Source organism: Pseudomonas extremaustralis, from assembly GCF_900102035.1.
GTDB lineage: Bacteria > Pseudomonadota > Gammaproteobacteria > Pseudomonadales > Pseudomonadaceae > Aquipseudomonas > Aquipseudomonas extremaustralis.
Genome location: NZ_LT629689.1, coordinates 3,471,578 through 3,485,655 on the forward strand (window position 1 = coordinate 3,471,578; position 14,078 = coordinate 3,485,655).

The 14,078-nt window shown below is 55.0% G+C and carries 8 protein-coding genes and 1 pseudogene; 1 reads left to right on the forward strand and 8 read right to left on the reverse strand.

Going from position 1 to position 14,078, the window contains the following annotated elements; all coding sequences use genetic code 11:
• Positions 1-52 precede the first annotated feature (52 nt).
• Complete coding sequence (gene recX / locus BLR63_RS15950; RefSeq protein WP_010563449.1) at positions 53-520, reverse strand: recombination regulator RecX; 468 nt, start codon at positions 518-520, stop codon at positions 53-55.
• 8 nt (positions 521-528) lie between these two features.
• Positions 529-1,401, reverse strand: a pseudogene (recA, locus tag BLR63_RS15955) (recombinase RecA); the annotation flags it as partial.
• A gap of 349 nt (positions 1,402-1,750) precedes the next feature.
• Between recA and BLR63_RS15960 the strand changes: the two are divergent.
• On the forward strand, positions 1,751-2,827 hold the full coding sequence (locus tag BLR63_RS15960) for a hypothetical protein (protein ID WP_010563447.1): 1,077 nt from the start codon (positions 1,751-1,753) through the stop codon (positions 2,825-2,827).
• A gap of 432 nt (positions 2,828-3,259) precedes the next feature.
• On the opposite strand, the gene BLR63_RS15965 is transcribed toward BLR63_RS15960, so the two are convergent.
• The 6 genes from BLR63_RS15965 to BLR63_RS15990 are packed head-to-tail and all read right to left on the reverse strand — an operon-like array spanning position 3,260 to position 14,009.
• A complete protein-coding gene (locus tag BLR63_RS15965) occupies positions 3,260-4,867 on the reverse strand; it encodes a type I restriction-modification system subunit M (protein WP_010563446.1) in 1,608 nt (535 codons plus the stop codon).
• Complete coding sequence (locus BLR63_RS15970) at positions 4,864-5,979, reverse strand: AAA family ATPase (RefSeq protein ID WP_010563445.1); 1,116 nt, start codon at positions 5,977-5,979, stop codon at positions 4,864-4,866. The genes BLR63_RS15965 and BLR63_RS15970 overlap by 4 nt, the downstream gene beginning before the upstream one ends.
• Positions 5,976-7,220 carry a restriction endonuclease subunit S gene (locus BLR63_RS15975; RefSeq protein WP_010563444.1) on the reverse strand — a complete coding sequence of 415 codons (1,245 nt, stop codon included), beginning with the start codon at positions 7,218-7,220 and terminating at the stop codon, positions 5,976-5,978. Before BLR63_RS15975 ends, BLR63_RS15970 begins: the two co-directional genes overlap by 4 nt.
• Positions 7,217-8,416, reverse strand: a complete 1,200-nt coding sequence (locus BLR63_RS15980; RefSeq protein WP_010563443.1) for an RNA-binding domain-containing protein — start codon at positions 8,414-8,416, stop codon at positions 7,217-7,219. The genes BLR63_RS15975 and BLR63_RS15980 overlap by 4 nt, the downstream gene beginning before the upstream one ends.
• On the reverse strand, positions 8,398-11,034 hold the full coding sequence (locus BLR63_RS15985) for a TrlF family AAA-like ATPase (protein WP_010563442.1): 2,637 nt from the start codon (positions 11,032-11,034) through the stop codon (positions 8,398-8,400). Before BLR63_RS15985 ends, BLR63_RS15980 begins: the two co-directional genes overlap by 19 nt.
• A complete protein-coding gene (locus BLR63_RS15990) occupies positions 11,031-14,009 on the reverse strand; it encodes a type I restriction endonuclease subunit R (protein ID WP_010563441.1) in 2,979 nt (992 codons plus the stop codon). Before BLR63_RS15990 ends, BLR63_RS15985 begins: the two co-directional genes overlap by 4 nt.
• Positions 14,010-14,078: the final 69 nt, after the last annotated feature.

A 14,078-nucleotide genomic window follows, 5' to 3' on the forward strand; every position in this document is an offset into this window, starting at 1 on the left:
AAAAGGCCCGCTATTTTCATAGCGGGCCTTTTTGGTATAGCAATCCTGCGATTCAGTCGTCCATATCCCGACCGCTGAACAAGCGACTGATCATCTCCATCGAAAATCCGCGATAACTCAGGAAACGCCCCTGCTTCGCACGTTCCTTGGCATCAATGGGTAGATGACCAGAGAACTTTCGGCGCCAAGTGTCTTCCAACTGCGCCTGCCAACTGATACCGCACTCACGCAGGGCAAGATCGATATCGGCGCGTTGCAGGCCACGTTGGCTCAGCTCATCGCGAATCCGCGCAGGGCCGTAGCCGGAGCGCGCACGGTAAGACACAAAACTTTCGAGGTAACGGGCTTCGGATAACAGCCCTTCTTCCGTCAAACGGTCGAGGGCGGTTTCGATCATCTCGGGTTCCGCGCCGCGCTGACGCAGCTTACGCGTCAGCTCGACTCGACCATGCTCGCGGCGAGCGAGCAGGTCCATCGCAGTGCGCCGAACGGCGACCAGTGTATCCAGTACTACTGTCATCGTTTGCTTCAGATATCAGTGTCGGCTTCTTCCACTTCTTCAACCGGTTCACGGTTGGCGGTAGCCTTCACATCTGGTGCCGGAGTCAACAGCTTGTCGCGAATCTGCTTCTCAAGCGTGGCGGCGATATCCGGGTTATCCGCCAGGAACTTGGCCGAGTTGGCTTTGCCTTGACCGATCTTGCTGCCGTTGTAGGCATACCAGGCACCGGACTTCTCGACAAAACCGTGCAATACGCCCAGGTCGATCATCTCGCCATTCAGGTAGATACCCTTGCCGTAAAGAATCTGGAACTCAGCCTGACGGAAAGGCGGAGCCACTTTGTTCTTCACGACTTTAACGCGGGTTTCGCTACCCACAACCTCGTCACCTTCCTTCACCGCGCCGGTACGGCGGATATCCAGACGGACCGAAGCGTAGAACTTCAGCGCGTTACCACCGGTGGTGGTTTCCGGGCTGCCGAACATCACACCGATCTTCATACGGATCTGGTTGATGAAGATCACCAGGCAGTTGGCGTTCTTGATGTTACCGGTGATTTTACGCAGCGCCTGGGACATCAGACGGGCTTGCAGGCCCACGTGCATGTCGCCCATTTCGCCTTCGATTTCAGCCTTCGGTACCAGGGCCGCCACGGAGTCGACCACGATCACGTCGATAGCGTTGGAACGCACCAGCATGTCGGTGATTTCCAGGGCTTGCTCGCCGGTGTCCGGCTGGGAAACCAGCAGGTCGTCAACGTTGACGCCCAGCTTGCCGGCGTATTCAGGGTCCAGGGCGTGCTCGGCGTCGACGAACGCACAGGTGGCGCCCATTTTTTGCGCCTGGGCAATCACCGACAGTGTCAGGGTGGTTTTACCGGAAGATTCAGGACCGTAGATAAAGCACGTCATGCAGGATTCCGCCAAAACTGGTTCAAGTAGCTGTCCATACATCCTCTATCATCTCCCCCCCCCACGCCAAGCCCCTAAACTGTAAAAAGCGGACGGCGCTGGGGTCGAGCGCAAGAGACGGTTAACCTCCTCTTGCCTGAGGAGGTCACGTAGACGATTCTGCGTCTTGAGTGCAAATCATGTTGGTGGCCAGCCCCCTGTCTCGCTTCTTGATGAATGGCGGCGACAACCACCCTGACATTCTGTCGTTTAAACTGCACCGCTGGAGATAGAAAATAGTTGCTAATATTGAATGCTTAACAACCTGTATGTATTTTTATAAAGGCGAACTGGACAAATGAACAAGGCTACTATTTCCAGCTGGGCAGTGGATGCCTTTCTAGGGCTCGCAGGTAATCGAAACTGGTCTTTGGACTGGTCTTCTGAGTGGGTGTCTAGAGCGGGCAATTTCGTCGAGTCATTTGTTCTTTTTGATAAAATTGTTTTAACAGAACAGTATGCGAACCATCCGATACTGCGCGCACTTGACCCTAATAATGATATTTTTGAATTTATCTACAAACGCGAGCTGCTTAATTCAATCAATATGAGAGATGGCATAACTATAGACTACGCACTCGACATTGAGAGCTATGATGAACTGGAAAAAGAAGGGGGGAAATGGTTCGCCCAACACGATGGCTCTGCGCATGAAAGTGAATATTGTGAGCTTATGAAATACGGCGGCATATCCATTACCCTACTCAGACTTTGGCAGCACAGCTTGCTGAATGAGATAGCAGAAAAAACGAATTCATCGTTAATTCTTCCTTTTTCTTTACAAGGCTTAACAGGAACACAAGAAAAATCTAAAAAGACACCATACCATGTTGGAAAGCTGGAGGCACTCAACAAGCACTTTCACGGGACTGTAAAAAGTATAACGGATGTAGTAGGCGAGTCATATGAAGGGATAATAGATAATGTCCCACCCTTTTTCTCTCTACTCGTTGACCAAGCATTATCTGTAGATATGCTAGTAGACACCTTAATTTACCTTCGCCGTGACCATGGGGAGTTAAGAGCCTTGACGGACAAGCTTCAACGCGAGGTTAGTGCGGAATCAGGCGTAACCGCTAAAGGCGAAGTTGTCGCAGAGTGGTCAAAATCCTGGGATACTCTTGTAAAAAATAATTTTCAAAAGCCCAAGCTTCTACGAAGAAAAATCACTTCTGACAATGTATCCAAAGCCATTATTAAACCTACGACCGCTATTTCAACATTAATTCAGAGAATTATGGATTACAGCAACGAGATGCAATTGTATAAACGATTTTCGATATACGGGAACATCTATGAAGAGCTTGACTCTGCTTTAGCCACAGAAGCAAAGCTAAAAGACAACCTGAATGTAAATATTGTAAATAAATTATAAATTCATATATTTATTCGTGGCGATATTATTTAGGGCTATTTGTTAGAGCATTTTTCGGCAGACTGATGCACCCCTAGTTTTGTAGACGATAAGTGACTGCTTTTGGCCGCACCTACCAGCAGCAACCGGAGTGAGCCGAACTAAGCGATGGCAGGCTACGAGTGGGAATAGCACCATATCGATCACGTCAGCTTAAAAGGCATGGTAAGCCGAGTTGAACGGGATTCAGCTCATGACAGAATGAACCACTTTGCGATTGCATCGAATTAATTTGCTTTGCTTACCATGAATACTCCCTTCTCGGCAAAAAACCTATGTAGCTGCTGAGGGTGGCCGGATGATCGCGGAATCTGAAGTTCCCTAATCGATAAGCTACCGTCCGCGGTTGGTGGCTACCATACCGCGGTTCATGGGCTAGACTAGCTAGTGCAATCAAGGGAGCAGAGGTAAACCCAAAGCACTTAAGAACTCGTTGTGTTTCTTCGTTGCTTTCCTGATAGTTTGGTCTATCGATAATAGCTTTTCATGGGCTCCTTTTAGGTCTATTTCCTCTTCTGCCCCTGCCGTACTCACGTAGCGTGAGATGTTCAGGTTGAAATCGTTCTTCTCGATCTCCTCCATGCCCACCCGTCGTGAGTAGCGGGCCTCTTCCTTACGATGCTGATAAGTGTCGATGACCTTATCGATGTGCGCGGGCAGGAGCTGGTTCTGCCGCTTGCCTTTTTCGAAGTGCTCGGTGGCGTTGATAAACAACACATCGTCCGGCTTTTTGCATTTCTTCAGCACTAGGATGCACACCGGAATACCGGTGGAGAAGAACAGATTGGCTGGTAGGCCGATCACAGTGTCGATATGGCCGTCGTTGAGCAACTTGGTGCGTATACGCGCCTCGGCTCCTCCACGGAAGAGCACACCGTGCGGCAGGATGATCGCCATCACCCCGTCCTGCTTCAGGAAGTGGAAACCGTGCAAAAGGAAGGCGAAGTCGGCGGCCGATTTGGGCGCTAGGCCATGGTTCTTGAAGCGTGTGTCCTCGCCCAGGGCTTCGCTCGGTTCCCAGCGGTAGCTGAACGGCGGATTGGCGACCACCGCGTCGAACTTCGGCATCCTGGCCGGGTTGGTCTCGCGCAACATGTCCCACTCGTTGAGCAGGGTGTCGCCGTGGAAAATTTCGAATTCCGAGTCCTTCATCCCATGCAGCAGCATGTTCATGCGTGCCAGGTTGTAGGTGGTGATGTTCTTTTCCTGCCCGTGGATTTTGCCGATGCCGTGCGGCCCCATGAGCCGGCGTACATTCAAGAGCAACGAGCCGGAACCACAGGCGAAGTCCAGCACGCTGTCCAGATGGGAGCGTCGACCTGTCGCTGGCTCCTGGCTGTCCAGCGTCACGATGGTGGAGAGGATGCTGGAAATGGGCTGCGGCGTGTAGAACTCTCCCGCCTTCTTGCCAGAGCCTGCCGCGAACTGACCGATCAGATACTCATAAGCATCGCCCAGCGTGTCGCTGTCGGTGGAGAACTGCTTCAGCCCGTCCGCGATCTCCTTGACGATCTTGCACAGGCGGGCATTACGCTCGGCATAGGTCCTGCCCAGTTTGTCCGATGCCAAGTTGATCTCCGAGAATAGGCCTCGAAAGGTGCTGGCAAAAGACTCTTCTTCAATGTACTTGAAGCCCGCCTGCAGAATGCTAAGCATCTCAGCGTCTTGCGTGCGCGCCATCTCAGCGATGTTTCCCCACAGGTACTGCGGCTCGATCACATAGTGCACCTTGCGGCGCATCTGTTTCTCGAACTCCGACACATCGTCCAAGTTGCTTTCATACCAGCGTTGCAGCGGTGTAGACACCGAGCCATCGATTTGCTGCGGATAGTCTGGACCCAGCTCCTTTTTGGCGGCAGCTTCATAGTTGTCCGACAGGTAGCGCAGGAACAAGAACGCTAGCATGTAGTCGCGAAAGTCGTCCGCGTTCATGGAGCCGCGAAGTTGATCGGCAATGGCCCAGAGGGTCTTGCCCAGTTTCTGTTTTTCGAGTTCGGTCATGGTGTACCTGCTGCCTCAGCAGCCTGAGGGAACAAATCGGGATTGAAGGGGTAGCGCTTCAGGAAGTCGTGCAGGATCGTCCTGAAGTAAGCCTTGTTCTCGTCCAGCATCTGCTGTGGCTCGTAAAGCGAATAATTGCCGTGACTCAGAATATTGATCAGGCGGGCGTGCAGGATGCCGTCCGGGTCATCCTCCTGCTGCTTGATGCAAGCCGAGAAGTTCTTGTGGCCGTGAAAGCTCGCTGTCTTCTCCAGAATGGTGCGCAGCATGTTGAAGTGGTGGGTGAACAGCCGGTCTTCCTGCGCAGCCTGGTAAAGCTCGGCCAGAGCGGCGACGTGGTGAAAGAACGGCGTGTCGCCCGTTTCCTCACGCAAGACGTAGCCACTACCTGTTGAGTACTTGTTGATGAAATACCGCCTGGCATTCTTCAACTCATTACACAACACATTGAAGAACAGCGTGTGGTGCGTCGAAAGAACGGTCTTGAGCTTGTTTTCAGGCCGTTTTAGCAGTTGCGCCAGGTGGTTGGCCACGGCAATCGCGTTGTGCTCATCCAGCGACGAAATCGGGTCGTCGATATAGAGGTACTTGACCCAACGGTAAGCCTCGATCTCCGGGTCCATGGCCAGCTCGACGACAGCAAGGAAGAAGCACCAGACAAAGATATTTTCCTCGCCGCGCGACACCTTGATGTTGTCAATAACCTGCCCGTCAACCGTGCGCGAGAAACGCACGGCCCATTCCTGCGTATCGATGCGGAAATCGAAGTCCGCATAGCGCAGCAGCAGAGGCCGGATGCGGTTGTCCATCTCCAACTCGGCCAGACCGGCAAAGAAGCGCGAGGCCGCATTGAGCGTGAGCCTGCGGTCGTTGTCGCCTTCCAGGTCGTTGTCCCAATGGAACAGGTCTTCGGTGAAAGCGTTGAAATAGAGCGTATCGCGTTTTGCATCCTCACCTTCGCCTTGCTTGCCGATGTCCTTGAATGCCATGGACAGGCGCGTCTTGCCGGTGCCGTTGTAGGCATAGAGCAGAATGGTCTTCTTGTTCTCTAGCTCCTGCCGCAGGTGCGCAGCTAGTGCGGCCAGGTCGGCAAAGATTTGACCCGGCCTCATGCCTGCACCGCATCCAGCACAGGGAAAAGCTGCTGCATCAGGCCCTTCTTGTGGGTTTTGAGGGCGTCTATCTTCAGGCTTTGGGCGGCGGCTAGATTGTCAAGGGATGATAGGCATTCTGCTATTGCTTGTTGCTCATCTCGTTCAGGAACTGACATTGTGAGACCCAAAATGTCACCCCGTGAGAGACCTGGAATAAGATTGCCAGAGGCTAACGCAACTAATCGTTGCCGCTGCGTCGCCAGAAAATGAAATACAAACCCACCATGCGCACTGCGTGGCCTGACCGCCATCAACTGACGCCCCATGGCTACTTCTTCAAGCTCCAGGTAAAGCAATTCACCCACGCCGCTGCCCTTGACGGTTATGAGGATATCTCCCGCACACCCTGTATTAGTGCTGCGTACAGCCCATTTGCCAACCAAGCTCAAATCATTTGCATAGTCGGACGGCCCTGTGAAGTACGGAACCTCACCGGTGTCCGAATACTCATCTGGGGCGAGGTGAAGCCCTGAGATGAGTTCGACCTGTGTTGAAAACGCAACCTCCTTCCACTCCCCCGCATCCCGAAACTCGGGAAAGCGCAGGCGAGGAACGGTCTCACCTTCGCGGGGAAAAAGCTGCTGCATCAAGCTCATTTTGTGCATCTTTAGGCCGTTCAGCTTCTGGGTTTCCGCCGTGATCAGCTCGTCAAGGGAAGACAGGCAGTCGGCGATTTTTTGTTGCTCTTCTGGCGAGGAAACAGGAAGCGGCAAACCCATGAAATCATCGTTCGCGATGCTCATACGGTCATGCCGTGCGCCAGTACTCGAAGATTGACGCATGTACTGATACCAATGCGTCGATTTGAAATAGTGGGCGTAAAAGTCATTCCGGCTGTTATTGAACTTGAAAACCGTGTACAACGGCGACATCAACCCTGTACCGATTCTGTTGTTAGAAATAGGCCCAACCGGAGCAGTTGCCGAGATCCGAGGGTTATAGACATAGGCCCCCTTCTCAACAATGTAATACCCCTCAAGCTTTCCTTGGTTAGCTATGTCCTTATCAAAGAAGTCGCGCTGATCAACAACTCCATATTCCGCAGAGTTGGTTAACACGCGCGTTAGTTCGCAGTCAGTATTCTTGCGAGTTGAACGCTCGGCCAGCGTCCTTAACGGCTGAAAACTCCACCCCCTCGCATTCCGAAACTCGGAAAAACGCAACAGTGGCACCAATGGGCGCTTGTCGTTTCCACTCATACAGCGCGCTCCTGATCAACACTACCCGATTCCACTGCTGTCACCACTTGGGGCCGCGTCACAATGGCTTTGAACAGATTTCCGGCGCGGTCATCGATGAGTTCAATTGCAGGCCAGGCCCTCAGGGCGCGCAGCAGGCCGCTACCCAGCCCACGATAAGGGAGGAGCTTGGCAGCAAAGGAAGCGAGGATGGGGTTGCGCATATTGGAGTTGCCGGCCTTGATGTTTTCGATGGTCAGATTGTTGGGTAGGTGGCCGGGGCTGATGACCTCGACCCGATCCGCAAATACCAGCACCCGCACCGGGGCGCTGATGAAATAGTCGCGGTGGATGAGCGCGTTGGCCACCAGCTCTTCCCAGACGATGCGGGGCACTTCCGGGCGGCCCACGGAGTTGATGCCCTGACTCCCTTGCGGGGCGCGGGTGTTGGCAATGATGAAGCCCAGCGCTTGCTGGAACACATCGGCCAACTTGCCGGTGATATCGCGGCTGTCGAGGTAACGTTCATCCTCAATCTCATTGCCGACAAAGGCCACCGCCTTGACGATGAAGGCGGGCAGTGCATAGTGCGGCACCTTGGCGAACAACAGCGCGCCAGCGACATTGAGCTGCCCCTGGTTCATCAGATTCATGTTGGTCAGCAACTGGGGCAGCGGCTGTTGATGCTGGGCGAGCGGCTCGCCGAATTGCTGCTCGAAGAAGGCTTCGAAATAAGGCATGTCCACATCGCCGGCCCCCAGGCCCGCTACCGGAGTTTCGTCGGCATGCACCAAACCTGCCTGCTGGAACAAGCGTTGGATTTCCTCGCGCGAGGTGGCGCGGCGCTTGTCGGCGCCGTTCTTCACCCAGATCACCCCGTTTTTGTCCATATACGGTTTGCTGATGCCCTCGGCGATGGAGACAACCAGCACCGTTCCCGCAGGGTGTGTCACGTTGTCTGTGAGCGGGTTCACGGCGGGGCGAACGTTCTGGGAGGCAGCATTGGCGATGAGCTGGTTGAGACGGGCCACATCGGCGCTGGACAGGCCGCGCACCGAACCATCGTCGTTCACGCCGATGAAGATCCGCCCGCCAGAGGTGTTGCTGAATGCAACGATCTCTGCTGCCAAGGCATCGGCATTGGTGATGTCAGCCTTGAACTGATGGCGACTGTCCTCACCTCGGCTGAGGATGTCGATCAGCTCTGTGGTTTCCATAGGTTGTAAACCTCTTTACGACGGTTGAAGGCTTCCTGGCCTCCTTCCATGATGTTGATGATGGCTTCCTGCACCGGGCGGGCGTCGATGCTGCCGCTTCGAGTGGCGACCTTTTCATCCTGGTACTGGCAGGCGTGTACCTGCTCGGCATCACCCAGCACCGGGAAATTGGCGTTGTGGGTGGCGAAGATGAATTGGGCGTGAGGCTTCATCTCGCGGAGAAGCTTGATCACATCGTCGTAGATGGTCTGGTTGTCCAGATCGTCTTCGGGCTGGTCGATGATGATGACGTCGTTCTGCCGCTGGCTGAGGACATAGAGCAGCAGGGCTGAAGCGCGCTGCCCGAGCGAGTGGTGCTTCAGCTCCTTGCCGCGATAACGGATCACGAAGCGGTTGGGAACTTGCCAGGTAACGAATTCGGCCAGATTCTGCATAAAGGTCTTTTCAAAGACCTCAGGTGTGCTGCCCGCCTTGGCCAAGGCCCCCGGCAGTGCACGCAGGAGTCCACCGAAATCGGCATAGTCCTCCATGACCGCCCGCAGGGTGGTTTCGCGGATGTTGCTGCCTTTAAAGAGCTGCTGCATGAAGCTGATGGCAGCCTCTTTATCATCTTTGAATTCGGCTTCGATCTGCAGGGCGGTGTGGCTGGCATTTACACGGTCCAATTCCCCTTTGATGGTGCTGTATTCGCGCAGCCAAAGTTCATTGAGCTTGTCGACCTCGGCAAACAGCACATCGCGGATGCTGGTCTGCTGGGACTCCTGCTTCGCAAGTGCCTCCAGCATCTGCTCCGCCTTAGTCTTGCGCTGTTGCTGAGCCAGGAAGTCATCCGGCTGGATGGCGGTCATACCGGTTTGCTTGAGCTCCTGGGCCAGTTGTCGTTCGACTTGCGCGAACTCTTCCTGAAGGCTCTTGCGTGCGCCTTCGAACTCACCCTGTTTGGCGTTGAGGCGGCTTGCAATAGCACGTGTGTCTTGTTCGATCTGCTTGAGTTGCTCGACCTTGCCTATAAGGTTCGAAAACTCGGCGTAATAAGCGGCGAAGAACTCTGGATTTTGCCGGGACACGTAGCTCATCGCATTGCGCAATTCGTCCTCGTGCTCGGCGATCAGGCTGCCTAGGGCAAGAGTGAAGTTGCCTGCTCGCTCGCGCAGTCGCGTGAGCGCAGCGGCATCCTGTTGAAACCCCAGGCGCTTCTGAAGCTTGTCGGCGACACCGTACTCCTCAAACTTCTTCAGTCGGAAGTTGGCATCGGTGAGCTGCTGCTCGTAGTCGCGTTTGAGTTCGGCAGCGTCGCTGAGTTTAAGCCAGCGCTGGGCGGCTTCCCGCACGCGCTGGCGTTGGGTTTCGATGTCATCGCGCAGCACACGTAGCTTTTCACCGACCAGCTTCTCCACCAGATCGGTCTCGAACCCTTCGCCTGTGCTGGAGAGGTCTTTCTGTCCGAAGTAAATCGGGCGGCGCAGAACTGTTTCCCGAATCGACACGCCTGGCTGCAATTTTTCGTCCAGATAGACGTTCGGCGCTTCGCCGAAGATGCGGGAAATGGTGAATTCTTGCCCATACACATCGCAGGCCGTCAGCGTCACCTTGCCGCCGCTACCCAGGGTGTGGCGAATCAGTTCGTTTTTGTACCTGGTGTCTTGCGCCTTCTCTCCCCTTGGAATGTCGAGGGCATAACGTACGGCCTCCAAGATGGAAGACTTGCCACTGCCACGGATGCCGATGAGCGTATTGAGCTCCGGGGAAAAGTGCAGCGTCTGCCCGTCGATGATGCCGCCGTCGAAGTGGATGCTGCGAATATGTGATGCCTGGTGCTTAGGGGGCTCCGGCGCGACACGCGATACAGGATCGCTCAAGGCGAACTTGACCGCCTCGAAGGACAATTCACCCAGCTTTAGGTGGCATGTTCTACCCTGACCTATCTCGTCAATGCGCTTGGGATCGCTGCCCTCCAGTTCGGCGGGATACCAGTTTTGCAGCCAGCCTTGAGTCTTGGTACGACTGGGCTTGTCTTTGCCCGCACCATCATGGGTGCGCACTTTCTGGAAACCCAAAGTTCGGCGCCGGAAGAACTCGTTTTGCCCCAGCTCGGAAAGGCGACCACCCTCCAGTTCGGCCCAAAGCCCACTGGGGGCTTCCACATGAGCGAAGACAAGGAAAAAGTCGCGGTGGTAGCTTTCTAGCTTCTTGATCGTCTCCAAAAGCGACCAGGACGTGCGGCCGTTTTCCTGTTCGTACTGAGCCGGTGCTTTACCTTCGAATGCGCTGGTCAGGAAGGGGTTGATGTAGTTGTGACCGTTGATCCATTCATCGGAGAACACAACTAGGGTGTGGATGCCATTGGCCCCGTCGTTGACGGACAGCTCCACGCCCGGCAGCAGTGCAATACCCTTCTTTTGGGCAGTTTTGCGCAGCGCCTTGAACTCTTCAAAGTCGAACTTGTTGTGATTGGTGATGACGCCCAGCCGTATTTGCGCATTTTCCAGCGCTTCGATGTAGTTGCTGTTGTAAAAGTTGTCATCGCCCGAGTATTTGAACTCGCGGTCTGCTCGGGTGTGCAGATGAAAGTCGGCACGAATCCATTGCGCACCTTGTATAAAGATGGCTTCTATCATCGTTCCTCCTCATAAGCCGAAAGGCCGGCAATCTCGCGGCCTTGGGCGAGTTTGTGCAGCAGTGGAGTTAGGTCTTCCACCAGAACCAGTTCTTTTTGCGTGCGAGCCTTCCAGCCCAGATTCAGTGGAGCCATCAGCTCGCTCAGGCGCTCGCCGTCGAAAATGCGACGTCGCAGGATTTCATCGACAAAGCCTTGCAAGGCATCGGGCGCAAGCCCGTGCCGGGAGGCGATGTCGGCGAGTTCCCGAGCCTTCTTCTCGGCCTTGAAACGATCAAAACCGGAACGAATGGCAGCTTCGTCCAGCGCCTCGCCCACGGGTAGGCCACGGATGTATTCGGCAATGTCATCGCGTTCATCGATAAACTTGGCGTCGGACTGGATCAGGCCGATGAGCTGCTCACGGTTCATGGTGAGTTTGCCAGGCTTCTGCTGCGTCATCCGCGCAATCAGGCCCATGATGTAGTCGTAGTCGATCACCGCCGAGGCGAAGAGCACGAACTCGAAATCGAGCTGCTGCACTTCGGGTGGGGCCTGGTCGCCTTGTTTATCCTGCTGGTCCTTGAGTCGCTTAGCGGTTTCCAAATACACGCCCTTGAAGCTCTGCAATTGCTCGGACGGCACGATCTGGCTGATCTGCGCTTTCTGTTCCTCGCTCAGGTCGGTGTATTGATCAAGCTGGGTATTGAGGCGCTGCACCTCCTTGAAGAGGTTGACGAACTGGCTACGCGCGGCATCACCCCTGAGATTGGCCACGTCTTCCGGCGCGTAGGCCAAGGCCTGCGACTGCATGAAGTCAGCCATCTTTTGCGTGGCTGCTTGTAGGCTGTCGATAACCTTGGGGGCAGGGTCCACCAGCCAGATTTCTCTGGCGATGCCAACTTTCTCTCCCGAGAAAAGGGTGATCGCCTCCTCCACTGGCTTTTGCTGCTGTCGGAAGTCGAGAATGTTGCCGTAAGGCTTGCTGTCATTGAGCACGCGATTGGTGCGCGAGAAAGCCTGAATCAGCCCGTGGTGCTTGAGGTTCTTGTCCACGTACAGGGTGTTCAGGTACTTGGAGTCAAAGCCGGTGAGCAGCATGTCCACCACGATAGTGATGTCGATCTTCTGGGCATGCGGCAGATCGGTGTTGGAGTATTGCTGGTCCTTGATGCGCTTTTGCACGTCCTGGTAGTACAGGTCGAACTCACCGATGCGGTGGTTGGTGCCAAAGCGGGCGTTGTAGTCGGCAATGATGCGGGTGAGCGCGGCCTTCTTGCCTTCCGGATCCTGCTGATTGTCTTCCTTTTCCTGCGGCAGGTCTTCCTGAATCTGCTGGACGTCCTTGTTGCCCTCGGCGGGCGGAGAGAACACGCAAGCGACGTTCAGCGGCTGAAAGGTGTCGTTCTCTCCCTGCTTCTTGGCCTGGAGGGTCTTGAAGGCCTCGAAGTACTCGATAGCGTCGTTGATGCTGGCGGTGGCCAGCACGGCGTTGAACTTGCGGCCGCTAGTCGCGGCATCGTGTTTGGCGAGGATGGTTTCGATAACCTTGGCCTTGGCCAAGCCCTCGCCGGGTTTGGGCGGGTTCTTACCTTCGGGCTTGAAGTAATCGATGTGGAAGCGCAAGACGTTGCGGTCTTCGATGGCGTGGGTGATTGTGTACTGGTGCAAGGAGCGCTGGAACAGATCGTCTGTGGTGCGGTAGCTGGCTTGTTGCCCCTCAATCTGTTGATAGCTGGCGTTCTGCTCGAAGATTGGCGTGCCGGTGAAGCCGAATAGCTGGGCGTTTGGAAAGAACTCCTTGATGGCCTTGTGGTTCTCGCCGAATTGCGAGCGGTGACACTCGTCGAAGATGAACACCATGCGTTGGTTACGCAGGGGTTCCAGGCGCTCCTTGTAATTGCGTTTGTTGTTGCCGTCGAGCGCCAGGCCCAACTTCTGAATGGTGGTAACGATCACCTTGTCGGCGTAGTCGTCTGACAGCAGGCGGCGCACCAGCGTTTCGGTGTTGGTGTTCTCTTCGACGCAGCCTTCCTGGAAGCGGTTGAATTCCTCGCGGGTCTGGCGGTCAAGGTCTTTGCGGTCCACCACGAACAGGCACTTGTCGATGTCCGGGTTGTCCTTGAGCAGCGTGGATGCCTTGAACGATGTGAGCGTCTTGCCGCTGCCGGTGGTGTGCCAAATGTAGCCGTTGCCGCAGTTCTGGTGGATGCAGTCCACGATGGCCTTGACGGCATAGATCTGGTATGGCCGCATCATGAGCAGCTTCTGTTCACTGGCGACCAGCACCATGTAGCGGCTGATCATCTGGCCTAGGGTGCATTTGGCCAGGAACTTCTCAGCGAAGCTGTCCAGGTGCGTGATCTTTTTATTGTCCTCGCTCGCGAACTGGTAAACGGGCAAGAAGCGTTCGTCAGCATTGAAACTGAAGTGACGTGAGTTGTTGTTGGCGAAGTACCAGGTATCGGTGCGGTTGCTGACGATGAAGAGCTGGATGAAGCACAGCAGCGTCTTGCCGTAACCGTTGCCGGGGTCGCTCTTATAATCGACGATCTGCTGCATAGCCCTACGCGGGCTGACGGCCAGCGTCTTGAGCTCAACTTGCACCACCGGAACGCCGTTGATGAGCAGCATCACATCGTAACGATGATGGCTGTAGTCGGTGTTGATACGCAGTTGATTAACCACTTCGAAGTGGTTCTTGCACCAATCCTTGATGTTAACCAAGGTGTAGTTGAACGGTGTGCCATCGTCGCGCTCGAAGCTGTTGATATTACGCAGCGTTTGGGCAGCGTTATAGACGTCAGGCGTAATCACGCTATCAAGAAGGCGCTGGAATTCGCTGTCGGTTAGGTGGATCCGGTTGAGATCCTCGAACTTTTCGCGGAAGTTCTTTTCCAGCGCAGCGCGGTCCCGAATGTCAGTACGGAGGGTGTACTTGAGATCGGCCAGCTTGGCGATTAAATCCTGCTCGATCCGGCTTTCAGTGGCGCTCATGCGTTCACTCCTGTCATCAATGCCCCGTTGTTCTTGCGCTTCGGCAGGGCTCTTGCTTCGGTAGCATTT

Bases quoted from the DNA above. Each gene is read 5' to 3' on its own strand.
- recX (WP_010563449.1), bottom strand. From the start codon at position 520: ATGACAGTAGTACTGGATACACTGGTCGCCGTTCGGCGCACTGCGATG.
- BLR63_RS15960 (WP_010563447.1), top strand. From the start codon at position 1,751: ATGAACAAGGCTACTATTTCCAGCTGGGCAGTGGATGCCTTTCTAGGG.
- BLR63_RS15965 (WP_010563446.1), bottom strand. From the start codon at position 4,867: ATGACCGAACTCGAAAAACAGAAACTGGGCAAGACCCTCTGGGCCATT.
- BLR63_RS15970 (WP_010563445.1), bottom strand. From the start codon at position 5,979: ATGAGGCCGGGTCAAATCTTTGCCGACCTGGCCGCACTAGCTGCGCAC.
- BLR63_RS15975 (WP_010563444.1), bottom strand. From the start codon at position 7,220: ATGAGTGGAAACGACAAGCGCCCATTGGTGCCACTGTTGCGTTTTTCC.
- BLR63_RS15980 (WP_010563443.1), bottom strand. From the start codon at position 8,416: ATGGAAACCACAGAGCTGATCGACATCCTCAGCCGAGGTGAGGACAGT.
- BLR63_RS15985 (WP_010563442.1), bottom strand. From the start codon at position 11,034: ATGATAGAAGCCATCTTTATACAAGGTGCGCAATGGATTCGTGCCGAC.
- BLR63_RS15990 (WP_010563441.1), bottom strand. From the start codon at position 14,009: ATGAGCGCCACTGAAAGCCGGATCGAGCAGGATTTAATCGCCAAGCTG.